Source organism: Ralstonia sp. AU12-08, from assembly GCF_000442475.1.
Taxonomy (GTDB): Bacteria; Pseudomonadota; Gammaproteobacteria; order Burkholderiales; family Burkholderiaceae; genus Ralstonia; species Ralstonia insidiosa.
This window is the reverse complement of record NZ_ASZV01000015.1, coordinates 25,125-47,885: the sequence shown is the minus strand read 5'-3', so window position 1 is coordinate 47,885 and position 22,761 is coordinate 25,125. Positions and strand designations below refer to the sequence as shown.

General features: G+C 62.7%; 22 protein-coding genes and 1 tRNA gene. 8 read left to right on the top strand and 15 right to left on the bottom strand.

Annotation, left to right across the window (positions count from 1 at the left end; translation table 11 throughout):
• Window positions 1–15: 15 nt before the first annotated feature.
• The 6 genes from rplI to C404_RS39400 all read right to left on the bottom strand — a co-directional run bounded on the left by rplI (window position 16) and on the right by C404_RS39400 (window position 3,522).
• Window positions 16–468 (bottom strand): 50S ribosomal protein L9, encoded by a 453-nt coding sequence (gene rplI / locus C404_RS39425; RefSeq protein WP_021194276.1) that lies wholly within the window; start codon window positions 466–468, stop codon window positions 16–18.
• Between the two features lie 25 nt (window positions 469–493).
• The gene (gene rpsR, locus C404_RS39420) at window positions 494–781 is read right to left on the bottom strand and encodes a 30S ribosomal protein S18 (RefSeq protein WP_021194275.1); all 288 of its coding nucleotides are present in this window, start codon (window positions 779–781) and stop codon (window positions 494–496) included.
• A 3-nt stretch (window positions 782–784) separates the two neighbouring features.
• Complete coding sequence (gene priB, locus C404_RS39415; RefSeq protein ID WP_021194274.1) at window positions 785–1,111, bottom strand: primosomal replication protein N; 327 nt, start codon at window positions 1,109–1,111, stop codon at window positions 785–787.
• A gap of 41 nt (window positions 1,112–1,152) precedes the next feature.
• Window positions 1,153–1,521, bottom strand: coding sequence for a 30S ribosomal protein S6 (gene rpsF / locus C404_RS39410; protein ID WP_021194273.1), 369 nt, complete (start codon window positions 1,519–1,521; stop codon window positions 1,153–1,155).
• Window positions 1,522–1,614: 93 nt separating this feature from the next.
• The gene (locus tag C404_RS39405; RefSeq protein ID WP_031329201.1) at window positions 1,615–2,607 is read right to left on the bottom strand and encodes an asparaginase; all 993 of its coding nucleotides are present in this window, start codon (window positions 2,605–2,607) and stop codon (window positions 1,615–1,617) included.
• Window positions 2,608–2,745: 138 nt separating this feature from the next.
• Entirely contained in the window at window positions 2,746–3,522 is a 777-nt protein-coding gene (locus tag C404_RS39400) for a ferredoxin--NADP reductase (RefSeq protein WP_021194271.1), read from the bottom strand.
• Between the two features lie 253 nt (window positions 3,523–3,775).
• On the opposite strand from C404_RS39400, the gene lexA reads away from it, so the two are divergent.
• Both lexA and C404_RS39395 read left to right on the top strand, forming a co-directional pair.
• The gene (gene lexA / locus C404_RS0129835; RefSeq protein ID WP_031329200.1) at window positions 3,776–4,429 is read left to right on the top strand and encodes a transcriptional repressor LexA; all 654 of its coding nucleotides are present in this window, start codon (window positions 3,776–3,778) and stop codon (window positions 4,427–4,429) included.
• Window positions 4,430–4,547: 118 nt separating this feature from the next.
• The gene (locus tag C404_RS39395; protein ID WP_031329199.1) at window positions 4,548–4,730 is read left to right on the top strand and encodes a hypothetical protein; all 183 of its coding nucleotides are present in this window, start codon (window positions 4,548–4,550) and stop codon (window positions 4,728–4,730) included.
• Between the two features lie 325 nt (window positions 4,731–5,055).
• Here C404_RS39395 and C404_RS39390 read toward each other — a convergent pair whose 3' ends face one another.
• Window positions 5,056–5,367, bottom strand: coding sequence for a cupin domain-containing protein (locus C404_RS39390; protein WP_021194268.1), 312 nt, complete (start codon window positions 5,365–5,367; stop codon window positions 5,056–5,058).
• A gap of 16 nt (window positions 5,368–5,383) precedes the next feature.
• On the bottom strand, window positions 5,384–7,120 hold the full coding sequence (locus C404_RS39385; RefSeq protein WP_031329198.1) for a dipeptidase: 1,737 nt from the start codon (window positions 7,118–7,120) through the stop codon (window positions 5,384–5,386).
• Window positions 7,121–7,258: 138 nt separating this feature from the next.
• On the opposite strand from C404_RS39385, the gene C404_RS39380 reads away from it, so the two are divergent.
• A complete protein-coding gene (locus C404_RS39380) occupies window positions 7,259–7,651 on the top strand; it encodes a nuclear transport factor 2 family protein (RefSeq protein ID WP_031329197.1) in 393 nt (130 codons plus the stop codon).
• A gap of 43 nt (window positions 7,652–7,694) precedes the next feature.
• Here C404_RS39380 and C404_RS39375 read toward each other — a convergent pair.
• From C404_RS39375 to C404_RS39365, 3 genes are all read right to left on the bottom strand, one after another.
• A tRNA-His gene (locus C404_RS39375) sits at window positions 7,695–7,770 on the bottom strand.
• 89 nt (window positions 7,771–7,859) lie between these two features.
• Window positions 7,860–8,894: a tRNA dihydrouridine(20/20a) synthase DusA gene (gene dusA / locus C404_RS39370; RefSeq protein ID WP_080981277.1), complete on the bottom strand. Its 1,035-nt coding sequence runs from the start codon at window positions 8,892–8,894 to the stop codon at window positions 7,860–7,862.
• A gap of 42 nt (window positions 8,895–8,936) precedes the next feature.
• Window positions 8,937–10,049 (bottom strand): enoyl-CoA hydratase/isomerase family protein, encoded by a 1,113-nt coding sequence (locus tag C404_RS39365; RefSeq protein WP_021194264.1) that lies wholly within the window; start codon window positions 10,047–10,049, stop codon window positions 8,937–8,939.
• Window positions 10,050–10,197: 148 nt separating this feature from the next.
• Here C404_RS39365 and C404_RS39360 point away from each other — a divergent pair, with 148 nt between their 5' ends.
• Window positions 10,198–11,112, top strand: coding sequence for a sterol desaturase family protein (locus tag C404_RS39360; protein ID WP_021194263.1), 915 nt, complete (start codon window positions 10,198–10,200; stop codon window positions 11,110–11,112).
• 66 nt (window positions 11,113–11,178) lie between these two features.
• Here the strand turns inward: C404_RS39360 and typA are convergent, their stop codons facing one another.
• Window positions 11,179–12,999 (bottom strand): translational GTPase TypA, encoded by a 1,821-nt coding sequence (gene typA, locus C404_RS39355; protein WP_021194262.1) that lies wholly within the window; start codon window positions 12,997–12,999, stop codon window positions 11,179–11,181.
• 238 nt (window positions 13,000–13,237) lie between these two features.
• Between typA and C404_RS39350 the strand changes: the two genes are divergently transcribed.
• The 4 genes from C404_RS39350 to C404_RS39335 all read left to right on the top strand — a co-directional run bounded on the left by C404_RS39350 (window position 13,238) and on the right by C404_RS39335 (window position 18,312).
• Complete coding sequence (locus C404_RS39350; protein ID WP_192840349.1) at window positions 13,238–13,759, top strand: MarR family winged helix-turn-helix transcriptional regulator; 522 nt, start codon at window positions 13,238–13,240, stop codon at window positions 13,757–13,759.
• Between the two features lie 65 nt (window positions 13,760–13,824).
• The gene (locus tag C404_RS39345) at window positions 13,825–15,393 is read left to right on the top strand and encodes an AdeC/AdeK/OprM family multidrug efflux complex outer membrane factor (RefSeq protein ID WP_021194260.1); all 1,569 of its coding nucleotides are present in this window, start codon (window positions 13,825–13,827) and stop codon (window positions 15,391–15,393) included.
• Between the two features lie 46 nt (window positions 15,394–15,439).
• Window positions 15,440–16,741, top strand: coding sequence for an HlyD family secretion protein (locus tag C404_RS39340; protein WP_031329196.1), 1,302 nt, complete (start codon window positions 15,440–15,442; stop codon window positions 16,739–16,741).
• Between the two features lie 14 nt (window positions 16,742–16,755).
• The gene (locus tag C404_RS39335) at window positions 16,756–18,312 is read left to right on the top strand and encodes a DHA2 family efflux MFS transporter permease subunit (RefSeq protein WP_021194258.1); all 1,557 of its coding nucleotides are present in this window, start codon (window positions 16,756–16,758) and stop codon (window positions 18,310–18,312) included.
• Between the two features lie 70 nt (window positions 18,313–18,382).
• Here C404_RS39335 and truB read toward each other — a convergent pair whose 3' ends face one another.
• The 3 genes from truB to infB form a co-directional block, all read right to left on the bottom strand.
• On the bottom strand, window positions 18,383–19,327 hold the full coding sequence (truB, locus tag C404_RS39330; protein ID WP_021194257.1) for a tRNA pseudouridine(55) synthase TruB: 945 nt from the start codon (window positions 19,325–19,327) through the stop codon (window positions 18,383–18,385).
• Window positions 19,328–19,329: 2 nt separating this feature from the next.
• Complete coding sequence (gene rbfA / locus C404_RS39325) at window positions 19,330–19,701, bottom strand: 30S ribosome-binding factor RbfA (RefSeq protein WP_031329194.1); 372 nt, start codon at window positions 19,699–19,701, stop codon at window positions 19,330–19,332.
• 126 nt (window positions 19,702–19,827) lie between these two features.
• The gene (infB, locus tag C404_RS39320; protein WP_031329192.1) at window positions 19,828–22,722 is read right to left on the bottom strand and encodes a translation initiation factor IF-2; all 2,895 of its coding nucleotides are present in this window, start codon (window positions 22,720–22,722) and stop codon (window positions 19,828–19,830) included.
• Between the last annotated feature and the right edge of the window lie 39 nt (window positions 22,723–22,761).

The following is a 22,761-nucleotide window of genomic DNA, read 5'->3' as shown; positions in this document are numbered from 1 at the left end:
GTGTAGCGTACGTGCTTAGACGGTCTCGCCTTGCACCGACACGTTCACGTCGACTGCCACATCGGTGTGCAGCGACACGACGACCGGGTGATCGCCCGTGGTCTTCAGCGGGCCGTTCGGCAGACGCACTTGCGCCTTCTCGACCTTGAAGCCTTGTGCAACCAGTGCGTCAGCGATGTCGTGGTTGGTAACGGAGCCGAACAGGCGACCGTCCACACCCGCCTTTTGCGACAGTTGCAGCGTCAGGCCGTTCAGCTTCTCGCCTTCGGCTTGTGCAGCAGCCAGCTTCTCAGCGGCCAGCTTTTCCAGCTCAGCGCGGCGTGCTTCGAATTCTTTGATTGCCGAAGCCGTAGCACGGCGTGCTTGCTTTTGCGGGATCAGGAAGTTACGGGCGTAACCGTCCTTCACACGCACCACGTCGCCCAGGTTACCCAGATTGATGACTTTTTCCAGCAGAATGACTTGCATCGTTTGTTCTCCTTATCCGCGCCGATTACTTCTTGTGCTGATCGGTGTACGGCATCAGCGCGAGGAAACGCGCACGCTTGATGGCCGTATCGAGCTGGCGCTGATAGATCGCGCGCGTACCGGTCAGGCGGGCCGGAGTGATCTTGCCGTTTTCGCCGATGAAGTCCTTGAGCAGATCGACATCCTTGTAGTCGATTTGCTCAACGCCTGCCACGGTGAAGCGGCAGAACTTCTTGCGCTTGAACAGCGGGTTTTGCTGCGTGAAGCGCTTCTTGTTCTTCGCGTCGCGCTGCTTCTTGTTCATGAATGCCATGATTCAATCCTTTACGAATACGTTACATCCGGAGATGTGAAAGACCAATGTCTTGCTGCTGCGGTGCTTGCGAGCCAGGAATCCGACGCAATCCAGGACGGTGCCCGGTGCGATGCGGTCCAGAACGGAGGCCATCTTGCCGGCGCCCAGCGCTTCGATCGAAAACTCGACCTGTCGCGCCGTCTGCGCTTCCATCGCCTGCCCACTGTAGGTCAGCAGACAATTGACGATGGGCACGCCGGCTGGGGTGTATCGCATCACCTCGCGCTCGACCAGTGTGGCGACGAGCTGCAGGCGGTTGATGGCGCTTTCCCCAGGGTTTCCGTTCATGCTCGCGGTGCGTAGTTAAACTTGCGCCGCACCGCGCGGCATTAGGCGGCCTGTTCGGTTTGAGCGGCGGCCTTCTTGGCCTCTTCGCGTGCAACTTCCTTCATCATCGGCGACGGAGCCGTTTCAGCCTTCTTGGTCTGAACGATGAGGTGACGCAGCACAGCGTCGTTGAACTTGAACGCGTGCTCGAGCTCGGCCAGGGTTTCCTTGCCACATTCGATGTTCATGCACACGTAGTGAGCCTTGGCCAGCTTCTGGATCATGTAGGCCAGTTGACGACGGCCCCAGTCCTCGACGCGATGCACTTGACCGCCTTGGCTTGTGACCGTGCTCTTATAGCGCTCGATCATTGCAGGCACTTGCTCGCTCTGGTCCGGATGGACGATGAATACGATTTCGTAATGACGCATTGACGCTCCTTGTGGATTAAGCCGCCCGGGCGTCACACTCCGGTGCAGCAAGGTTGGTTAGCCTGCCATTATACTCAGGCTTTGGCGATTTTTTCAATACCGATCAATGACTTGCTGCAGGGAGGCAGTTTCTGCCTGAGCACGCCCGGCCGCGAGGAGGAGCATCAGCAGCACACGCGCCTTATACGGATTGAGCGTGCCCGTCGAGGCCCAGCCCTGCGCGGTGGGTTGCGTCGGCACGACGCCCGCGCCAGTACGTGTCGAACGCAGCACAAACACGCCTTGCTGGCTGGCGCGCTCCAGTGCCGCCTCGAGATTCGTGTGGATGGAGCCCGCGCCGGTGGCCGCAATCACGAGCCCCTTCACACCGGCTGCGACCAGCGTATCGACCAGTCGTGCATCCGGCTGCGCATAGCTCGCCAGCACCTCCACCCACGGCCATTGACCCGCCTGCGGCATCGGCAGCACATCGGTCGAAGCCGGGCGCCGGGTCGCGCGCGAAAACTGCACCTGCGTGTCGAGTACAAAACCCACCGGACCACTGTCCGGCGAAACAAATGCCTCTACCGCGTAGGTGTGCCCCTTCTGGACATCACGTGCCGCATGCACGCGCTGATTGAGCGCCACCAACACACCACGCCCGCGTGAGGCCGGACTGGCCGCCAGCCGCACCGCGTTCAGCAAATTCAGCGGACCATCGGCCGACAACGACGTCGACGGCCGCATCGCCGCCGTCATGACGATGGGCGTATCGGTCTGCTGCGTCAGGTGCAGCAGCATGGCCGTCTCTTCGAGCGTATCCGTACCGTGCGTGATAACCACGCCATCCACGCGCTCAACATCGATCCAGTGATGGACACGCGCAACCAGCTTCTCCCACACATCAAAGGTCAGGTCCTTGCTATCGATCTGCGCGACCTGCTCGGCACGCACATTGGCAATGCGCTCCAACCCAAGCTTGCTGGCGGCAAGCAATTGATCGATGGGCACGGCGCCGGCACGGTAGCGGGCGGCGGAGCCAGCATCATCAGCGGACCCGGCAATCGTGCCGCCGGTGGCGAGGATGGCAATGGTAGGCAAGGACATCGTTGCAGACATGCGTGGTGGGCAAGGCGCGCATTGTATCCGCGCGCTCCGCCTTTGCCGACGCGGGATTGCCCTTGGGCGAGCACCAAAGCAAAACGCCGGCACACAGGCCGGCGTTTGCAGGAAAAGCCGCGTCGCTTATTTCTCGACGAAAGCGCGCTCGATCACATAGTCACCGGCCTCACCCATGCGCGGCGAAATTTTGAAACCACGCGCATCGAGCAGCTTGCAGGTGTCATCCAGCATGGCCGGGCTGCCACAGATCATGGCGCGATCGACCGCCGGGTCCAGCGGCGGCAGCCCGATGTCAGCAGACAGCTTGCCGTTGTCCACGAGATCGGTCAGGCGGCCCATGTTGCGGAACGGCTCGCGCGTGACGGTCGGGTAGTAGATCAGCTTCTCGCGCACCTGGTCGCCAAAGAATTCGTTGTTCGGCAACTCGCTGGTGATGAAGTCGGCATAGGCCAACTCGCTCACCTGGCGCACGCCGTGCAGCAGCACGACCTTTTCGAAGCGCTCGTAGGTATCCGGGTCCTGGATGATGCTCATGAACGGTGCCAAGCCGGTGCCGGTACCGAACAGGTAGAGGTTCTTGCCCGGCAGCAGGTCATCCAGCACGAGCGTGCCGACCGGCTTCTTGCTCACCAGCAGCTTGTCACCCACTTTCAGGTGCTGCAGGCGCGAAGTGAGCGGGCCGTTCTGAACCTTGATGCTGAAGAACTCCAGATGCTCTTCGTAGTTCGGGCTGGCAATGCTGTAGGCACGCATCAGCGGCTTGCCCTCGACTTCCAAGCCAATCATGACGAAGTGGCCGTTATGAAAGCGCAGCGCTTGGTCGCGCGTGGTCTTGAAGCTGAACAGGGAGTCGTTCCAGTGATGGACGCTCAGAACGGTCTCTTGATTGAATGCGGACATGGTGACGTTTGGCCAGCCCAACGAGGCTCAATCGGGCTATGTGGCGGTGCAAAATGCGGTCAAGGCCTTGATTTTATGCGATTCCCCTTAGCCGCGCCTGTATGGATTGCGCATAAGCTTCTAACCAGCCGCACAGGTTTTGACTTGGGTCAGAGGCTGCGGCGCACCCGCGCAACACGCCGCAACGAAATCACTTGCGCTTCCCGCGTCACTGTATAAAATCACAGCACCTGTTCAAATATACAGTACGCCAATGGCCACCCTCACCCCCCGCCAGCAGCAGATCTACGACCTGATCCGCCAGACGATCCAGCGCACCGGCTTTCCGCCCACCCGCGCCGAGATTGCTGCGGAGTTTGGCTTTTCGTCGCCCAATGCTGCCGAAGAACACCTGCGGGCGCTGGCGCGCAAGGGCGTAATCGAGCTGACGCCAGGCGCCTCCCGTGGCATCCGGCTGCGCGCAATGGGCGCTGATGCGAGCCAACACCAGTTTTCGCTGCCATCGATGGGGTTGATGCAATTGACCTTACCGCTGGTGGGCCGTGTGGCTGCCGGCAGCCCGATCCTGGCCGCCGAGCATATTGATCGGCAATACCAAGTCGATCCGTCACTATTCTCAGCCCAACCGGACTTCCTGCTGAAAGTGCGCGGCATGAGCATGCGCGACGCAGGCATTCTGGACGGCGACCTGCTGGCCGTGCAGCGCGCGACTGAAGCCGCCAACGGCAAGATTGTCGTTGCTCGCCTGGGTGACGACGTCACGGTCAAGCGCTTCCAGCGCAAGGGCCGCCATGTTGAGTTGATTGCCGAGAATCCAGACTTTGAACCGATCCACGTCGATCTGGATCGCGACGAGTTTCATCTGGAGGGCTTGGCTGTCGGCCTGATCCGACCAGCCGCCCCGTAAGCCTGAGGCGCACGCGCGCCGCTTTCCCTTGTTGTTTGCCCCACCCGGAGGTGAGCCGTCGGCTCGCCGGGGCGGAGTCTTGCCGCCCGCTTTTTCACCCGAACTCACGAGGTCTGCCATGCGACTCGGATCGATGTCTTCCCGCCGCCCGGTGCATCCGGTGCCCTTCCGCCAAACTCAGGGCGTGCGCATCTATCAGGGGGAACAACGCCGCACGATGGTCGGGAGCATGGCCGCGATCTGCCGCATGCTGGACGCCATTCCGACGGCGGCACGCCCGGCTGGCGCCGAACACTATTGATGTCAGTGCGTCACCTAGTGGTACCGATCAGGGCATTCCCCAATGCTGCCGCCGCAACTGATTTCATACACTGGCCGGGCCCTGAGGACAGGGCTTTCTTCAACTGATTTTCGGCCCGCCATTTGTGCGGGCTGTTTTTTCAGTCCGCATGTTGATGCAGCGCCACATTCGCGAATGTTTCGCTGGCAAAACGGACGTTTACCCGGATATTGTTTGGCGTGCGTGACAGTAGTATTGCTAGTGCCCTCAGGGGCAATTGAGATCGCTGAATTCGAAGCCCGCAGATTGCGGGCTTTTTTTTGCGCCGCAACTCGCCATCCAGCATCTACACGCTGCCAGCTTTCTCCACCACGAGAATCCGCGCCGCACCGCGTGGATGCGCCACGTGCTCGCAGCCAATGTCCGCAAAGAAGATGTCACCCGGCTCGAGCACCGCAACCTTCTCCACGCCAGCCTCTCGATAGTGCATATCGACGGTACCGTCGAGCACCACGAAGACCTCCTCACCATCGTTCACGTGCCAGCGATAAGGCTGGTCAGTCCAATGCAAGCGCGTCGTGATGCCGCTCATATTGGCGATATCGAGCGCACCCCAGGCACGCTCTGCGGTGAACGACTTGGCGCGGATGATCTTCATGGCGATCGTGCGACGTCTATTGCATTGACGGCAGGTTGCCGATGCGCACCAGCATTTCGGTAAACATCTGCATATCCAGGTCGAGATCCGGTACTTCCTTGTACTCGTTGGCGTTGTGCGCGGTGTACTTCTTGCCGGGCATGGCGGGGCCAAAGTTGATCGCGTTCGGCATCAGCTTGGCTGTGGTGCTGCCGGCAGTCGGCACAGGCTTGGCGTCCAGTCCTGTCGTGTCACCGTAGATGTTGAGCAGCGTCGACAGCCAAGCCCCCTTCGGATCGCGCGCCATCCAGTTGCCCTGGTCGTGGTTGATCTCCAGGGCGACATGGTTGGCGTTGGCCCACGCATTGATCTTGCCGGCGATCTCGCCACGCAACGCGTCAGGCGTTTTGCCGCGCGGCATGCGCACGTTGGCGGTCACCTCTACGCGGCCATTCTTGTCACCGATCACGGTCGGCGAGATGGTGAGCGGGCCCATGAAATCGTCCTTGTAGGCGACGCCGATGGTGTTGCCCAGGTAGTCGGTGCCGTAGAGGTCGGTCAGGTAGCGCGCGGCGTGAGCATAGGCGTTGTCGGCCAGGCCCAGATCCGCCGCGCGCAGGAACAGCGCCAGGCGCGGTAGCGGATTCACGCCCTCTTCCGGACGTGAGCCGTGGGCCGACGTGCCGGTGACCTTCACGACGATGCTGTCGGCATTGCGCGTGATGTCGATCGAGAACTTGCCCTGCGCCGCGAGGCTGCTCACGAATGCGTCGCGCTTGGCTTCGAGCGCGGCGGCAGCCACGCCCAAGTCGCCGCCCTTGAGTGTTGCCGTGGCCGTCTGCGGGATGGAGCTGGCCGATGCCGCTCCGGTCATCGAAACGATCGCCGTACGTGCCGAATCGCCCACCCCAGCCTGCGCGGGGAAGAACACCTTCAGTGCGCCCGAGCCCTTCTCGGCCACGACGGCTGGGTACTTGCTGTCGAGCACGATGTTGTACGCGGGCAGCTGCGTGCGCTCGCGGTAGTACTTCATGCCGTCGCCGCCGGTTTCTTCGGTGGTCTCGATCATCAGGCGGATCGTGCGCGCGAGCGGCACGCCGCTGTCTTTGACCGTTTTCATGGCGTACAGCGCGGCGGCAATCGAGCCCTTGTCGTCGATCGTGCCACGGCCGTACAGCAACGTGCCCACGCGCGTGACCTTGAACGGATCGAGTTTGGTGCCATCACCGAGCACCCATTCTTCAGCCTTGGCGGGCACCACGTCAGCGTGCGTCAGGATGCCGAACTCGTCCGAGCCGGTGCCGGGCAGCGTGACTTCGAACACACGGTTGTCGACGTTGCGGAATTTCAGGCCGAAGTCGCGCGCCATGCCCTCGACCAGCTTGCCGAACGCCACGATGGCGGGGTTTTCGTGCTGCGGAATCTTGTCGTCGCGCACCGTGGGCAGCGCGACCATCTTCTCGATCGAGCCGATCACGGCCTGCTGGTTGTGCAGACGGTTGTACACGCCGAGCAGGCGACCGATGTTGATGAGGTCATCACCGGTCAGCGTAGCCTTCTTTTGATACGCAGCAACGCTGCCTGCAACCTGCGGATCCGCCTTGGCAGCGGCAGCAAGGAAACTGTTGAGGTCAGCCGAGGCTTTGGATTGTTCAGCCACAACCAGCGCCTCGAGCTGAGGTTTCTGGAGCGTGGCAGCAAAAGCGCCGGCACCAAACGCGAGCGACAAAGCGACCGTCAGCGAAGACAGGCCCATATGGACAGTGCGTTGCATTGAAACGTTTCCGAAAAAGGCGAAGGCGCCATCATAGGGGCGATGCCTGACGTGCGCATTGTGCAGCGCCGCAACCCTGGCCGCGCGGACCGCGCAGAGATGCGGTTATGCTTGAATTTTTCCCAGGAGGCTCGCCGCATGGAACCGTGTCTGGACACTGCCCCCACCCTGCTCGACGTGCTGGAAGAGTTGCGCAAGCGCGAGCCCATCTTCCACCGCCCGGAGTTCGGCACCCGCCGAGAAGATTTCGAGCGCATGACAACGGAGGATTTCTGGGAAGTCGGTGCTTCGGGCCAACGCTATAGCCGCAGCTATGTGCTCGGCGTGCTGGATGCCCGGCACGGGCACATCGGGGAGGATTTCTGGCAAACGCGCGACTTCCGTTGCCAGGAAATCGCACCGGACAACTATCTGCTGACCTACACGCTGGTGCAATCGAATCGCACGACGCGCCGGTCAACTCTTTGGCGACGCACGGTGGATGGCTGGAAGGTCGTGTACCACCAGGGAACCATCGTGGCAGACGCCTGAACGCAAAAAAGCCCGCAAGAAGCGGGCTTTTTACTGAAACTTTTGGGGTGACCGATGGGATTCGAACCCACGACAACCAGAATCACAATCTGGGACTCTACCAACTGAGCTACGGCCACCGTTGTACGAACAGCTTAAACTGATTGCTGCCCGACGAAAAACGAGATTATACAAACATTCTTCCGGCGTGACTAGGGGGTGGCGCAATTTATGCCGCGACCGCCTCCTCGCCAGATTCTTCGCCACGCCGCAGGTGTGCCCGCGCCTCATCAAACAGCGCATGGGCATCCGCCAACGTCTTAACGCGGGCCAGCGCCTTGGAATCCGACAACACGCGCCGCCAGCCGCGCGCACCCGCCACGCCACGATACAACCCCAGCATGTGCCGCACCGCCGCGCCGGCGTAACCACCACGCTCCACCCAGCGTCCGACGTAAGCAATCATTGCGTCCTCCACATCGGCGCGCGTGAGGGCCGGCGTGCCGGCATCGTAGTAGCGCGCGTCAAACGCGGCCATCAGGTGCGGGTGGTGGTACGCCTCGCGGCCGATCATCACGCCGTCGACGTGTGCCAGGTGCGTGTCGATCTGCTCCAGCGTCTGCACGCCACCATTGAGCAGGATCTCGAGATGCGGGAAATCACGCTTGAGCTGGTAGACCACCTCGTAGCGCAGCGGCGGAATCTCGCGGTTTTCCTTCGGGCTCAAACCCTTCAGGATGGCGTTGCGCGCGTGGACGATGAAGGTCTCGCAACCGGCCGCAGCGATAGTGCCGACGAAATCGCGTACGAAATCGTAGGTTTCGATGGCGTCGATGCCGATGCGGTGCTTGACCGTGACTGGAATCGATACGGCGTCGCGCATCGCCTTGACACCCTCCGCCACCAGCTTCGGTTCAGCCATCAGGCACGCGCCGAACGCGCCACGCTGCACGCGCTCGGAGGGGCAACCGCAGTTGAGGTTGATCTCTTTGTAACCCCACTGCTCGCCGAGGCGCGCGGCCTTGGCTAGATCGTCGGGCTCGCTGCCGCCCAGTTGCAGTGCGACGGGGTGTTCGACTTCATCGAAATCGAGGTGACGCGGCACGTCGCCGTGCAGCAGCGCGCCCGTCGTCACCATTTCCGTGTAGAGCCAGGTATGGCGGCTGATCTGGCGGTGGAAGTAGCGGCAATGCCTATCCGTCCAGTCCATCATGGGGGCAACGGACAGACGGCGCGGGTTCGGCGTAGGGCGTTCAGCAGTCACAGCAAAATCAACGGTTCAATTCAAGCGCGCAGTTTACCGGTTCTAGTCCGACAACCCCAGCAGCGGATGCTGCTCGCGGCGCCACGGCGAGACAAAGAATGCAGCCACCTCATCATCACGTACGGTGTCGATGCTCGCGTGCTTCCACTTGGGTGAGTGATCCTTGTCGACGGCCAGGGCGCGAATGCCTTCGATGCCATCACCCTCAGCAAACACGTGCGTCATCATGTCCAGTTCGCGGCGCAATTCATCGGCCAGCGTGGTGTGACGGCCGCGGCGGATCAGCTCCAGCGTCACGGCCATCATCAGCGGCGAGCGCTTAGCCATGTGGGTGGCGGTCTGCGCGGCCCACTCGGCGTCAGTGCTGCCGGCCAGGTCGGCCAGAATTGCGGGGATGGTGGCTTGGTTGAAACACGCATCGATCGCGGCGCGGTGCGGGATCACGATCGCTTTGGTGGCGTCTGGCGCCGTTGCAGCTTCGGTGAAGCACGCGGCGATCTGCTCGGCGCTCTGCCAGGTACCTTCGCGCAAACGCTGCACAACGGTGGATAGCGCCTCAGTCGTGACATGGCAGTCGGCCAGGCCAACTGACAGCGCATCCGCTGCCTCGATCATCTGCCCGGTCACGCCCAGGTATTCGCCCACATGGCCCGGCACGCGCGCCAGGAACCAGCCGCCGCCCACATCCGGGAACAGGCCGATGTTGGTCTCGGGCATGGCCATTTTCGTGCGCTCGGTCACCACGCGCAGCGACGCACCTTGCGAGATACCCATGCCGCCACCCATCACGACGCCGTCCATCAGGGCGATATAGGGCTTGGCGTATTGGAAGATCAGGTGGTTGAGGCGGTATTCCTCGGTGAAGAAGGTAACGAGCTGCGTGTGCTCACCCGCCGTGGCGGCGCGGTGGAAGAAGCGGATGTCGCCACCCGCGCACAGGGCCTTGCCGCCCTCACCGCGCAGGATGACGGCGTGGACAGCCGGATCGTGCTGCCAGGCCAGCAGCGCATGCGACATCGCGCGGATCATCTCCAGCGACAGCGCGTTGAGCGCCTGCGGCCGGTTCAGCGTCAGCCAGCCGATGCCGCCGCGTACTTCGGCGATCACGTTGGGTTGGACTTCGGCCTGGGGCGCGGTCAATGCAGTGGATTCCATGTCTCTCGAGTGTTGTTGTACGAATAACGGGTCGCACTGTACACGACGCGCTTCTTAAGCGAGGAAGGGCTCTAGCCCGCCCCCTTTCGCGACGCGGGTGTTGGGCGTATATCTGCGAATTGGAGACAACACACATCACAACAATCAGATGAACCCTGCCAATGGCGCCCCCGGCGCGTCCAGTTTCGACCCCGGCCTGATCCTGCTGGCCTTCGCACCGGTCTTCCTGCTGACCATCGGCGCAGAGGCCTGGTATTGGCGCAAACGCGATCCGTCCATCTACAGCCTGAAGGACACCGTTTCAAACGCCTGCCTCGCGCTCATGCACCAGGCATCGGACGCGTTTTTCCTGTGGCTGATGATCAAGACCGTGTATTCGTGGACGTACAGCCACGGCCTGCGTGCAGTGCCTGAGACGTGGTGGTCGTTCGCCCTGCTCTTGCTGTTGCAGGACTTTCTGTACTACTTCTTCCACCGCGCCAGCCACCGCGTGCGCTGGATGTGGGCGTCGCACGTGACGCATCACTCGTCGGAGGGCATGAATTTCTCGACCGCGTTCCGGCAGAGCCTCACCTACCCCATCTCAGGGATGTGGCTGTTCTGGATTCCGCTGGCGTGGATCGGCTTTACGCCGGATTGGGTGATCCTGGCCGTGGGCCTGAACCTGGCGTTCCAGTTCTTTGTACATACGCGGCTGGGCGCGCTGGATTCGCGCTACGCTGGCTTCTGGTGCTGGTTAGGTCAATACGTCAATACGCCTTCCGTGCATCGCGTACACCACGCCAAGAATCCCCAGTACATCGACCGCAACTACGCCGGCGTGCTAACCATCTGGGATCGCATATTCGGCAGTTTCGTGCCCGAGGAAGAAGCGCCCACCTTCGGCATCACGCGGCAAGTCCACACGCACAACCCGATCACCCTCACCTTTCATGAATGGCGCGATATGTGGACCGATGTGTTTCGCGATCGGGACATCCGCTATCTGTGGAAGCCACCCGAGTGGCGCAGCCCGCGTTCGGCGGCAACGGCAGAACCGAGCAGCATTGGCTCACCTTCCTGAGCACAACGCACCAAAACAAAACGCCCCGAAACCTCGGGGCGTTTTTGTTGGCAGATCGACTGACGATCAGACCGCTTCTTCACGCGATGCGCGCTTGCGCTCGTGTTCCTTCAGGTGACGCTTACGCAGGCGAATGCTCTTCGGCGTGACTTCCACCAACTCATCGTCGGCGATGAATTCCACCGCGTATTCCAGCGACATCTGGATCGGCGGCACCAGGCGCACGGCTTCGTCAGTACCCGACGCACGCACGTTGGTCAGCTGCTTGCCCTTGATCGGGTTGACGACCAGATCGTTGTCGCGGCTATGGATACCGATGATCATGCCTTCGTACAGCGCATCGCCCGGCGACACAAACATGCGGCCGCGATCCTGCAGCTTCCACAGTGCGTAGGCCACGGCAGCGCCGTCGTCCTGCGAGATCAGCACGCCGTTGTGGCGCTCGCCCAGGTCGCCTTCCTTGACCGGGGAGTAGTCGTCGAAGATGTGGCTGATCAGGCCGGTGCCGCGCGTCAGCGTCAGGAATTCACCCTGGAAGCCGATCAGGCCACGGGCCGGGATGCGGTATTCCAGGCGCGTACGGCCCTTGCCGTCCGATGCCATGTCGAGCAGTTCGCCCTTGCGGCGGCCCAGTTCTTCCATCACGCCGCCCTGGTGGCCGTCTTCCACGTCCACGGTCAGGCGCTCGAACGGCTCGTGCTTCACGCCGTCGATTTCCTTGAACACCACGCGCGGGCGCGACACGGCCAGCTCGTAGCCTTCGCGGCGCATGTTTTCCACCAGAATCGTCAGGTGCAGTTCGCCACGGCCCGACACTTCGAAGATCGTGTCGTCGCCGGTGTCCTTCACGCGCAGTGCCACGTTGGACTTCAGCTCGCGGTCCAGACGGTCGCGCAGTTGGCGGCTCGTCACGAACTTGCCTTCACGACCAGCCAGCGGCGAGGTGTTGACGCAGAAGTTCATCGTCAGCGTCGGCTCGTCCACCTTCAGCATCGGCAGCGCGTCCTGGGCGTCCGGCGCACACACGGTGCAGCCGATGCCCAGTTCTTCAATACCGTTGATCAGCACGATGTCGCCGGCTTCCGCTTCGGGCACGATCTCGCGCTCCAGACCGCGGAACTTCAGGACCTGGTTGACGCGACCCTTGATCGGCGCGCCTTCCGGACCGAACTTGACCACCACGTCCTGCAGCGGGCGCACACGGCCACGCGTGATACGGCCCACGCCGATCTTGCCGACGTAGCTCGAGTAGTCCAGCGAGATGATCTGCAGCTGAAGCGGGCCGTTCGGGTCATCGTCACGCTGCGGCACCTTCTCGAGAATGGTATCGAACAGCGGCTTCATATCGCCGCTGCGCACATCGTCGGTCAGGCCGGCGTAGCCGTTCAGGCCCGAGGCATACACGATCGGGAAGTCGAGCTGCTCGTCAGTGGCGCCCAGCTTATCGAACAGTTCGAAGGTCTCGTTGATCACCCAGTCCGGACGTGCACCCGGGCGATCCACCTTGTTGACCACGACGATCGGCTTCAGGCCCAGGGCCAACGCCTTGCGTGTCACAAAGCGCGTCTGCGGCATCGGGCCTTCTTGGGCATCCACCAGCAGCAGCACGCCGTCAACCATCGACAGCACACGCTCCACTTCACCGCCGAAGTCGGCGTGCCCCGGCGTATCAACGATGTTGATGTGGGTGCCGTTGTACTCGACCGCGCAGTTCTTGGCCAGGATGGTGATGCCGCGCTCTTTTTCGATGTCATTCGAATCCATCACGCGCTCGGTGAGCTGCTCGTTCTCGCGGAACGTACCGGCTTGGCGGAGGAGCTGGTCAACCAGGGTGGTTTTGCCGTGGTCAACGTGGGCAATGATGGCGATGTTGCGAAGCGCGCGCATGGGATGTGAACTCGAGAAGACGTGACACGAGCTCAAAAACAGCTCGCGGAATAACCTGACATTCTAGCATGCTGCGATGCGCAAGACATGACACGCTCTGACGAATCTATGAAGGGATGTCGCGCAAGCGGCTCATGAGTCACGCATTATTTCCAAAACTGGAATCACACATTCAGCACCTTGCTGTTTGCTGCGCAGATTCGTATATTTGTCCGGACAATGATTGTGCATACATAAGATGTCCGAACAGACAAGACCCACCACCGAAGTTGCAGCCACCGGAGCCCTGTTCCGGGTGGAGGACTACCGCATGTGCGAAAGCGTGGGCTACCTCGTCGGGCGCGCCAAGACGGCGCTGTCCATGGCGATCGAGCAGGAAGTCGCGCAGATGGACGTGACACATTCCCAGGCCAGCTGCCTTGTGCTGCTCGCCAACGGCCGCTGCCAGACGGCAACCGACCTCGGCCGCGAACTGAACACCGACATCGGCTCGCTCACCCGCATGCTGAGCCGCATGGAAAAGCGCGGCCTGATCGAGCGCGTGCGCAGTGAATCCGACCGCCGCGTCGTACACCTGGAATTGACCGTTGCCGGCCGTGAACTGGCCGACCGCATGCCCGCCATCTATACCCATGTGCTGAACCGCTTCTTTGCCGGCTTTTCGCACGCCGACGTCGACACGCTGCGCGGTCTTCTGAAGCGCATTCTCGACAACGGCGCCGCTACCGAAGGCAACCGTCTGCGCCCCGCCGATCACTAACGCCGACCCGCCTGAATTGCAGCAAACGTTTTTCGCTCTCCCGATCGCCTGACACCTCAAACAACATGAACGCCTTGAACTCCGCCTCCCAGGCACTTGGCCCCAGCCGCCGCACGGGCTACACCCGGGCGCAATGGCCGGCACGCCTGGGTGTGGCGCTTTCCGCCATTGCGCTGGCCGCACTGGCAGGCTGCGCCAACCTCGGCAACTCGCACAGCACGCAGACGCTGACCCAACCGGGGCAGTTGGCCAGCGCGCAAACGCTGCCCTCGCAGGGTGGCCAGTGGCCGACGATGAACTGGGTCGACCAGTTCAACGATCCGCAACTGCATGCGCTGGTCGACGAGGCGATCAAGGACAACCCCAACCTGCAGGTCGCCTTTGCCCGCGTGCGTGCATCACGCGCCATGGCTGATGTGGTGCGCGGCAACCTGTACCCGAGCGTAGGCCTGGATGCGGAGATGACGCGCCAGCGCCTTTCCTCGTATGACCTGTTTGAAGGCACGCCGCTGGGCGGCAACTGGTTCACTGAATCGAAGATCCAGTTGGGCGTGAGCTACGACCTGGACTTCTGGGGCAAAAACCGCTCCGCACTGGAAGCCGCGCTGTCTGACGACAAGGCAATCGAGGCCGAAAGCCAGGCCGCCCGGCTGATGCTCTCCACTACCGTGGCCCGCACCTACGCTAAGCTCGCCGCGCTGTATGCGCAGCGCGACGTAGCCCAGCGTGCCATCGACCAACGCAAGGACTTGACCAACCTCGCAAGCCAGCGCGTGCGTGCTGGTCTGGATACGCAGGTCGAGACCACGCAGGCGCGCGCCAATGTGGCCGCAGCGCAAACCGAGCTGGAGCAAGTCGACGAGCAGATTGCCCTGGCGCGCAACCAGTTGGCCGCGCTGCTCGGCAAGGGCCCGGACCGCGGCCTGTCGATCACCCGCCCGACGCTGCTGGCACAAAGCACGCCCAAGCTGCCGAACAATCTGACGATCGACCTGATCGGCCGCCGCCCGGACCTCGTGGCCGCGCGCTGGCGTGTCGAGGCCGCATCGAAGGATATCGACGTGGCCAAGGCAGAGTTCCTGCCGGATATCAGCCTGACCGCCTTCCTGGGTGTGGCGTCGATCCTTCCGGAGAACCTGCTGCTGGGCAATTCACGCCAGCTTGGCATCGGCCCGGCGCTCAAGCTGCCGATCTTCCAGGGCGGCAAGCTGCGCGCCAACCTGCGCGGCAAATACGCCAACTATGACGCAGCCGTTGCCAGCTACAACCAGACGCTGACCGAAGCCCTGCACGATACGGCTGACCAGATCACCGCGCTGCACAGCATCGATACGCAGATCGCCATCCAGCGCACTGCCCTGACAGAAGCCGAGCGCTCGTACAGCCTGGCCCGCACGCGTTATGGCGCGGGCCTCGGTACGCAGCTCACCGTGCTGAATGCCGAGACGACGGTGCTGCAGCAACGCAAGCTCGCGACCGACCTGCAGGCACGTCGCCTGGATGTGCAGATGGCGCTGATCAAGGCGCTCGGCGGCGGCTACACGGCAGAAGAACGGCCCGGCGCCAAGCCAACACACTCGGCACCCGACACAACGACCGGCGAGGCTGCCCAACAAGCCCCGGCGCATAGCTGATTTGAATTGAACCGACCGTTCCAACGCATTCTTTCGAGCCAACATCATGAGTGACAACAAGCCCCAAGCCGCCGCCCCGTCCGCAGCCCAAGGTTCCGGAAACCCAGCTGCAGCTCCTGCGGCGGCGCCCAACGGCAATGGCAACGGAAAACGCAAGCGCATGCTGACCACACTGGCCGCCGCACTGGTGGTCGCCGGCGTCGGTTATGGCCTCTACTGGGGCCTGTATGGCCGCTGGTTCGAATCCACCGACGATGCGTACGTGCAAGGCAACGTGGTTCAGGTGACACCGCAGGTGGCGGGCACCGTGGTGGCCATCCGCGCTGACGACACGCAGCTCGTGACCTCGGGCCAACCGCTGATCGAACTGGATCGTGCCGACGCACGCGTCGCGCTGGAACAGTCCGAGGCCGCGCTCGCGCAGACCGTGCGTCAAGTGCGCACGTTGTACTCGAATACCAGCGCGTATTCGTCCGCACTGGCACAGCGCCAGTCGGATCTCGCCAAGGCGAAGGACGACCTCGCACGCCGCAAGCAGATCGCTGGCACGGGTGCCGTGTCGCAGGAAGAAATTTCGCACGCGCAAACCGCTCTGCAAGCCGCCGAGGCTGCCGTTGAAACCGCCAAGGAACAACTGCAAGGCAACCGCGTGCTAACCGAGCAGACCACGCTGGAGCGTCACCCGAACGTGCTACAGGCCGCCGCCAAGGTGCGGGAAGCCTATCTGGCCTACGCACGTACGAGCCTGCCGGCAACGGTAACGGGCTATGTGGCCAAGCGCTCGGTGCAGGTTGGCCAGCGCGTTGCCCCGGGCACGCCGCTGATGGCCATCGTGCCGCTGGACCAGCTCTGGGTTGACGCCAACTTCAAGGAGGTGCAGGTGCGCCACATGCGCGTGGGCCAGCCGGTTGAGCTGGAAGCCGACGTGTATGGCAGCAGCGTGACCTACCACGGCAAGGTGGTTGGCTTCTCGGCGGGTACGGGCTCGGCGTTCTCGCTGCTGCCGGCACAGAACGCCACGGGCAACTGGATCAAGGTGGTGCAACGCCTGCCGGTGCGCGTGTCGCTCGACCCGAAGGAGCTGAAGGACCACCCGCTGCGCGTGGGCCTGTCGATGATCGCCAAGGTCGATATTCATAACGAAGGCGGTCAGAGCCTGGCCTCCACGCCGGCAGCGTCGCCGCTGGAAACCAGTGTGTACGACCAAGCCGGCAAGGATGCTGACCAGGTCATCGCCAGCATCATCGCCACCAATAGCGGCCGTGGCGCGCCCAATGCGCCTGCCCCTGTCACCGCACCGGCAGCTGCCTCCGCACCGGGCACATCGCAACCCGCACCCAAGGTCTAAAGAGGGCATCAAGCATGGCAACTGCCGCGCCCAAGCCGCCACAACCACTGACCGGCGCCAAACTGGCGATCGGTACAGTGGCGCTGTCGCTGGCTACCTTTATGAACGTGCTGGATTCGTCCATTGCCAACGTGTCGATCCCGGCCATTTCGGGCGACCTGGGCGTGGCGCCGAACCAGGGCACGTGGGTCATTACCTCGTTTGCGGTGGCCAACGCCATCTCGGTGCCGCTCACGGGTTGGCTGACGCAACGTTTCGGGCAGGTGCGCCTGTTCATCACGTCGATCATCCTGTTCGTGCTGTCGTCCTGGGCGTGCGGGCTGGCGCCCAACATGGGCATGCTGATTACCGCGCGGATCATCCAGGGCGCAGTAGCCGGCCCGATGATTCCGCTGTCGCAGGCGCTGCTGCTGTCGACGTATCCACCCGCCAAGAGCTCCATGGCGCTGGCGTTATGGGGCATGACCACGCTCGTCGCGCCAGTGATGGGGCCCATCCTCGGCGGCTGGATCTCCGACAACATGAGCTGGCCGTGGATCTTCTACATCAACATCCCGGTGGGCATCGGGGCTGCGTATGCAACCTGGGCCATCTACAAGGATCGTGAATCGCCCACACGTGCGCTGCCCATCGACAAGATCGGTCTGGCATTACTCGTGCTCTGGGTCGGCTCGCTGCAGTTGATGCTGGACCGCGGCAAGGAACTCGATTGGTTCAACTCGACTGAGATCGTTGTGCTGACCGTCGTCGCCATCGTGGGCTTCGCCTTCTTCCTGATCTGGGAGCTGACCGAAGACCACCCAGTGGTGGATCTGACGCTGTTCAAGGGGCGCAACTTCAGTGCGGGCGTCGTTGCGATTTCGGTGGCGTACGGGCTGTTCTTCGGCAACCTGGTGATCCTGCCGCTGTGGCTGCAAACCATCGTGGGCTACACCGCCACCGACGCGGGCCTGATCATGGCGCCAGTGGGCATCTTTGCCATCATCCTCTCGCCTGTCATCGGCAAGAACCTGCCGAAGATGGATGCGCGCTGGGTAGCGACAACGGCGTTCCTGACGTTCGCGCTGGTGTTCTGGATGCGCTCGCACTTCACCACACAGATCGACACGAGGACACTGCTGATCCCGACGCTGATCCAGGGCGCAGCCATGGCGATGTTCTTCATTCCGCTCACGTCGATCATCTTGTCGGGCCTGTCGCCCGAGCGGATTCCGGCGGCATCGGGCCTGTCGAACTTCGTGCGGATCATGTTCGGTGGTATCGGTGCGTCGATCTCGACCACAATCTGGGACAACCGCTCTGCCCTGCACCACGCACAACTGGTCGAGCATGCGAATGCGTACAACCCGGCCTACACGTCGTCGATCAACCAGTACACGCAGCTGGGCATGCCCAACCTGCAAGCCAACGGCGTGATCGAGCGTACGATCACGCAGCAGGCTGCAATGCTTGGCGCCAACGATATCTTCTGGATTTCGGCGGTACTGTTCATCGGGCTGATCGGCTTTATCTGGCTGACCAAGCCGGCAAAGTCGGCCGGTGGCGCGGAGGCAGCGGCTGGCGCGCACTGACGGAAACGTCGCTCAAACAAAAAGCCACGCAGCAACGCGTGGCTTTTTGTTGTCCGTCGAACAGGACAGCTCAGAGGTGAACGAGGCGCTCGGGCCTCAGGGCCCCTTCGCGCCAAACTGCCACGCCGAGCAACGAGGTGACGACATCACCGCGTACACCGTAGACACGAACCTGCTCAGCGTTCGGCAACGCCAATCGGAGCGCCAGGCGCTGTCCATGCAGGAAACGGCGGCTGTCTTCGGCATTCAGTTCCACGCGCGGCAGCGTTTGCAGCAGCGCATCAACCGGTGCGAGCAGCGCTGCACGCTGCTCCTCTGGCGCGGCTTCCACTGCCTCGAGCGTGACCGCTGCCTCCAACTTCAAGTTGCCGACTTGCGTACGACGCAGCGCGATCAGGTGTGCGCCGCAGCCCAACACTTCACCAATATCCTCGCCCAGCGTGCGGATGTACGTGCCCTTGCTGCATGCCACACGCAGCGTGACAGTTGGTGCCGCAGATTCCAGATCCGTCGCCAGCACATCGATGGAACGAATCGTCACGCGTCGTGCAGCGCGCTCCACGGTTTGCCCAGCACGCGCGTACTCATACAGCGGCTTGCCGTCTTTCTTCAGGGCGGAATGCATTGGCGGCACCTGGTCGATCTCGCCGACAAAGCGCGCAACGGCTGCCTGCAGTTGCTCGGGCGTGACCGATACCGGCCGCTCGCTCAGCACCTCGCCTTCAGCGTCTGCGGTACTCGTCTTGATGCCCAAACGCACAACCGTCTCGTACGTCTTGTCCGCGTCGAGCAAGTCCTGTGAGAATTTGGTCGCCTCGCCGAAGCACAGCGGCAGCAGACCAGTGGCCAGTGGATCCAGCGTGCCGGTGTGGCCGGCCTTCTTTGCCCACAGCAGACGCTTGGTGCGCATCAGCGCATCGTTGCTCGACCAGCCGATCGGCTTATCCAGCAGCAGCACGCCGTGCACATCGCGGCGCGGCGGCTTCTGAGGCTTGGGCGCGTGTTGCTCGGCCATCGTTAGTCGTCTTTGGCGCGCGTGGCGTTGGCTTCGTCGATCAGGCGAGACATCTCAATCCCGCGCTCGAGCGAGCCGTCAAAGTGGAAATGCAGTGTCGGCACGGTGTGGATATGCAAGCGCTTGAACAGCAACGAGTGCAGGTAGCCGGCCTTCTCGTTCAGGATGGCAGCGGCAACTTCCGCCTCGGCACCCAGCACCGTGAAGTAGATCTTGGCGTGTGCGTAGTCCGGCGTGAGCGTCACGGATTGCAGCGTCACCAACCCCATCGCCGGGTTCTTGATCTCGCGCTGGATCAGTTCGGCCAGATCGCGCTGGATCTGGTCAGCAATGCGCAGGTTACGGCCGGCGGCCGATCCCGATTTCTTCGGCATAGCGTGTTCCCCATACAACGCCGCCAGCATGCGCTGGCAGCGCCAAAAAGACAAAACGGTGGCGCGGGACGCGCCCGGGCCACCGTCGCAAAGTCGAGCCGGACACCGCAGCGTCCGGCCCACGCATTACAGCGTACGTGCCACCTCGGTGATCTCGTAGATCTCGAGGTGATCGCCTTCCTTGACGTCGTTGAAGTTCTTGATCGACAGGCCGCATTCGAAGCCTTGCTTCACTTCCTTCACATCGTCCTTGAAGCGCTTGAGCGAATCCAGCTCGCCCGAGAAGATGACCACGTTGTCGCGCAGCACACGCACCAGCGAGTTCCGCTTGACGAAGCCATCCAGCACCATACAACCAGCCACTGCACCAACCTTCGGCACGTGGAAGACCTGGCGCACCTCGACGGTACCCGTGGTCTCTTCGCGCTTTTCCGGCGACAGCATGCCCGACATCGCCGCCTTCACCTCATCCACTGCGTCATAGATGATGTTGTAGTAGCGGATGTCGATACCGTGATGCTCGGCCAGCTTGCGCGCGCCCGCATCAGCCCGCGTGTTGAAGCCAATGATGACGGCCTTCGACGCGGTTGCCAGGTTGACGTCCGACTCGGTGATACCACCCACGGCGGCGTGCACAACCTGCACACGCACTTCGTCGGTCGACAGTTTCTTCAGCGACTGCACCAGTGCTTCCTGCGAGCCCTGCACGTCGGCCTTGATGATCAGCGGCAACGACTTCACGTCGCCTTCGCTCATCTGCTCCAGCATGTTTTCCAGCTTGGCCGCTTGCTGACGTGCCAGCTTCACATCGCGGAACTTGCCCTGGCGGAACAGTGCGATTTCGCGCGCCTTGCGCTCGTCCGGCAGTACCAGCACTTCTTCGCCCGCACCCGGCACTTCCGAAAGACCCTGGATTTCCACCGGGATCGACGGGCCGGCTTCCTTGGCCAACTTGCCATTTTCGTCCAGCATGGCGCGCACACGACCGTAGGCCGTGCCCGCAAGCACCACGTCGCCGCGCTTGAGCGTGCCGCTCTGCACCAGCACCGTCGCGATCGGGCCCTTGCCCTTGTCGAGCTGAGCTTCCACCACCAGACCCTTGGCCGGCGCGTTGATCGGCGCCTTCAGTTCCAGCACTTCAGCCTGCAGCAGCACGTTTTCCAGCAGGCTGTCGATGCCTGCGCCCGTCTTGGCGGACACTGGCACGAACGGCACATCACCGCCGTACTCTTCCGGGATCACGCTCTCAGCCACCAGCTCCTGCTTGACGCGGTCCGGATTGGCTTCAGGCTTGTCGACCTTGGTGATCGCCACCACGATGGGCACGCCTGCCGCCTTCGCATGGGCGATGGCTTCCTTCGTCTGCGGCATGACACCATCGTCGGCAGCCACCACCAGAATCACGATGTCGGTCGCCTTGGCACCGCGTGCACGCATGGCCGTAAAGGCCTCGTGACCCGGGGTGTCCAGGAAGGTGATGACGCCGCGATCGGTTTCGACGTGGTAAGCACCGATGTGCTGCGTAATACCGCCGGCTTCGCCCGCCGCAACCTTGGCGCGACGGATGTAGTCCAGCAGCGAAGTCTTGCCGTGGTCAACGTGACCCATAACGGTCACAACCGGCGGACGGGTTTCGGCTTCGGCGTTGGTTTGCTCCTGCACGTCCCCAACCAGCAGCGCTTCCGGATCGTCCAGCTTGGCCGCGACCGCCTGGTGGCCCATTTCTTCGACCACGATCATCGCGGTCTCTTGGTCCAGCACCTGGTTGATCGTGACCATCTGGCCAAGCTTCATCATCTGCTTGATGACTTCAGCAGCCTTGACCGACATCTTGTGCGCCAGATCGGCCACAGAGATGGTTTCCGGGATGTGCACTTCACGCACGACCGGCTCAGTCGGTGCCTGGAATGCATTGCGGTTGTCGTCGCCATGACGGTTGCGGCCGCCCTTGGAGCCGGAGCGCCAGCCGTCTGCACCACCGCCAGTGTCGCCGCGGGTCTTCAGCCCACCACGCTTGCCACCGCGGTTGTCGTCTTGCCAGCCCGACTTGCCACGGCCGCCCTTCTTATCACCAGCCGGCGAACCCGGTGCCGGTGCAGCCGCAGGTGCCGGAGCTGCCGGCTTCTTGGCTGCTGCCGGACGCGCTTCGCCAGCCGGCTTGACCGGCTTGTGCAGCGTGCCCGATTGCTCGGCCTTCTTGACCTCTTCGGCCTTGCGCTCGGCGGGCGTCTTCAGCACGCGGGCCGGGGCGCTCATCATTTCGCGGATGGCACGCGCTTCGGCTTCAGCGGCTTCGCGGCGCTTGCGCGCGGCGTCTTCTTCGGCCTTGATCTTGTCAGCAGCCACGCGCGCTTCGTCAGCAGCCTTTTGTGCGGCTTCGCGCTCGGTGGCTAGGCGTGCAGCGTCTTCCTCGGCCTTGCGGCGCGGGACTTCGTCTGCAGCTTCTGCGGCAGCGCGAGCGGCCACAGCTTCCTCTTCCGCCTTCTTGGCGGCGAGCTCTGCCTGGCGTTTTTGCTCAGCCTCAGCGGCTTCCTGGCGGGCGCGGCGCTCGGCTTCCTCGCGCTCCATCGCTTCCTGGCGGGCCTTCAGCTCAGCTTCCTGGCGGGCCAGCAGTTCCGCCTGCTGGCGTTGCTCTTCCTCGCGGCGCGCGACTTCCTCGGCGTCGATCACCTGCGCCGCAGGCGTAGCCTCGCCTTCCGACTTGGCTGCGTGCGCCTCGTCACGCTGGACCAGCACGCGCTTCTTCTTGACTTCCACTTGCACGGTGCGCGTTTTACCGGTGGCATCCGCTTGGCGGATCTCACTGGTTTCACGCTTGGTGATCGTGATCTTCTTGCGCGCGCCATCCTCGGCACTGCCGTGTGCTCGCTTGAGATAGTCGAGCAGACGGGTCTTGTCCGATTCGGTGATGACGTCTTCCGGCGTCGCCTTTTGCACGCCCGCGGCCTGCAACTGTTCCAGCAGCGCCGAAGCGCTACGGTTCAATTCGCCAGCGAGTTGGGCAACTGTTGTGCTTGCCATTCAAACCCTTTCGATGCTTGGTTTTAAGTGAGATTGCGA

Excerpts from the sequence above, each read along its gene's own strand:
- C404_RS39385 (WP_031329198.1), bottom strand. The coding sequence starts at position 7,120 with ATGCAACGCACTGTCCATATGGGCCTGTCTTCGCTGACGGTCGCTTTG.
- C404_RS39380 (WP_031329197.1), top strand. The coding sequence starts at position 7,259 with ATGGAACCGTGTCTGGACACTGCCCCCACCCTGCTCGACGTGCTGGAA.
- C404_RS39400 (WP_021194271.1), bottom strand. The coding sequence starts at position 3,522 with ATGTCCGCATTCAATCAAGAGACCGTTCTGAGCGTCCATCACTGGAAC.
- truB (WP_021194257.1), bottom strand. The coding sequence starts at position 19,327 with ATGGCCGAGCAACACGCGCCCAAGCCTCAGAAGCCGCCGCGCCGCGAT.
- C404_RS39350 (WP_192840349.1), top strand. The coding sequence starts at position 13,238 with ATGTCCGAACAGACAAGACCCACCACCGAAGTTGCAGCCACCGGAGCC.
- rpsF (WP_021194273.1), bottom strand. The coding sequence starts at position 1,521 with ATGCGTCATTACGAAATCGTATTCATCGTCCATCCGGACCAGAGCGAG.
- lexA (WP_031329200.1), top strand. The coding sequence starts at position 3,776 with ATGGCCACCCTCACCCCCCGCCAGCAGCAGATCTACGACCTGATCCGC.
- C404_RS39365 (WP_021194264.1), bottom strand. The coding sequence starts at position 10,049 with ATGGAATCCACTGCATTGACCGCGCCCCAGGCCGAAGTCCAACCCAAC.
- C404_RS39335 (WP_021194258.1), top strand. The coding sequence starts at position 16,756 with ATGGCAACTGCCGCGCCCAAGCCGCCACAACCACTGACCGGCGCCAAA.
- C404_RS39345 (WP_021194260.1), top strand. The coding sequence starts at position 13,825 with ATGAACGCCTTGAACTCCGCCTCCCAGGCACTTGGCCCCAGCCGCCGC.
- C404_RS39390 (WP_021194268.1), bottom strand. The coding sequence starts at position 5,367 with ATGAAGATCATCCGCGCCAAGTCGTTCACCGCAGAGCGTGCCTGGGGT.
- rpsR (WP_021194275.1), bottom strand. The coding sequence starts at position 781 with ATGGCATTCATGAACAAGAAGCAGCGCGACGCGAAGAACAAGAAGCGC.
- C404_RS39395 (WP_031329199.1), top strand. The coding sequence starts at position 4,548 with ATGCGACTCGGATCGATGTCTTCCCGCCGCCCGGTGCATCCGGTGCCC.
- infB (WP_031329192.1), bottom strand. The coding sequence starts at position 22,722 with ATGGCAAGCACAACAGTTGCCCAACTCGCTGGCGAATTGAACCGTAGC.
- typA (WP_021194262.1), bottom strand. The coding sequence starts at position 12,999 with ATGCGCGCGCTTCGCAACATCGCCATCATTGCCCACGTTGACCACGGC.
- C404_RS39340 (WP_031329196.1), top strand. The coding sequence starts at position 15,440 with ATGAGTGACAACAAGCCCCAAGCCGCCGCCCCGTCCGCAGCCCAAGGT.
- C404_RS39360 (WP_021194263.1), top strand. The coding sequence starts at position 10,198 with ATGAACCCTGCCAATGGCGCCCCCGGCGCGTCCAGTTTCGACCCCGGC.
- priB (WP_021194274.1), bottom strand. The coding sequence starts at position 1,111 with ATGAACGGAAACCCTGGGGAAAGCGCCATCAACCGCCTGCAGCTCGTC.
- rbfA (WP_031329194.1), bottom strand. The coding sequence starts at position 19,701 with ATGCCGAAGAAATCGGGATCGGCCGCCGGCCGTAACCTGCGCATTGCT.
- C404_RS39405 (WP_031329201.1), bottom strand. The coding sequence starts at position 2,607 with ATGTCCTTGCCTACCATTGCCATCCTCGCCACCGGCGGCACGATTGCC.
- rplI (WP_021194276.1), bottom strand. The coding sequence starts at position 468 with ATGCAAGTCATTCTGCTGGAAAAAGTCATCAATCTGGGTAACCTGGGC.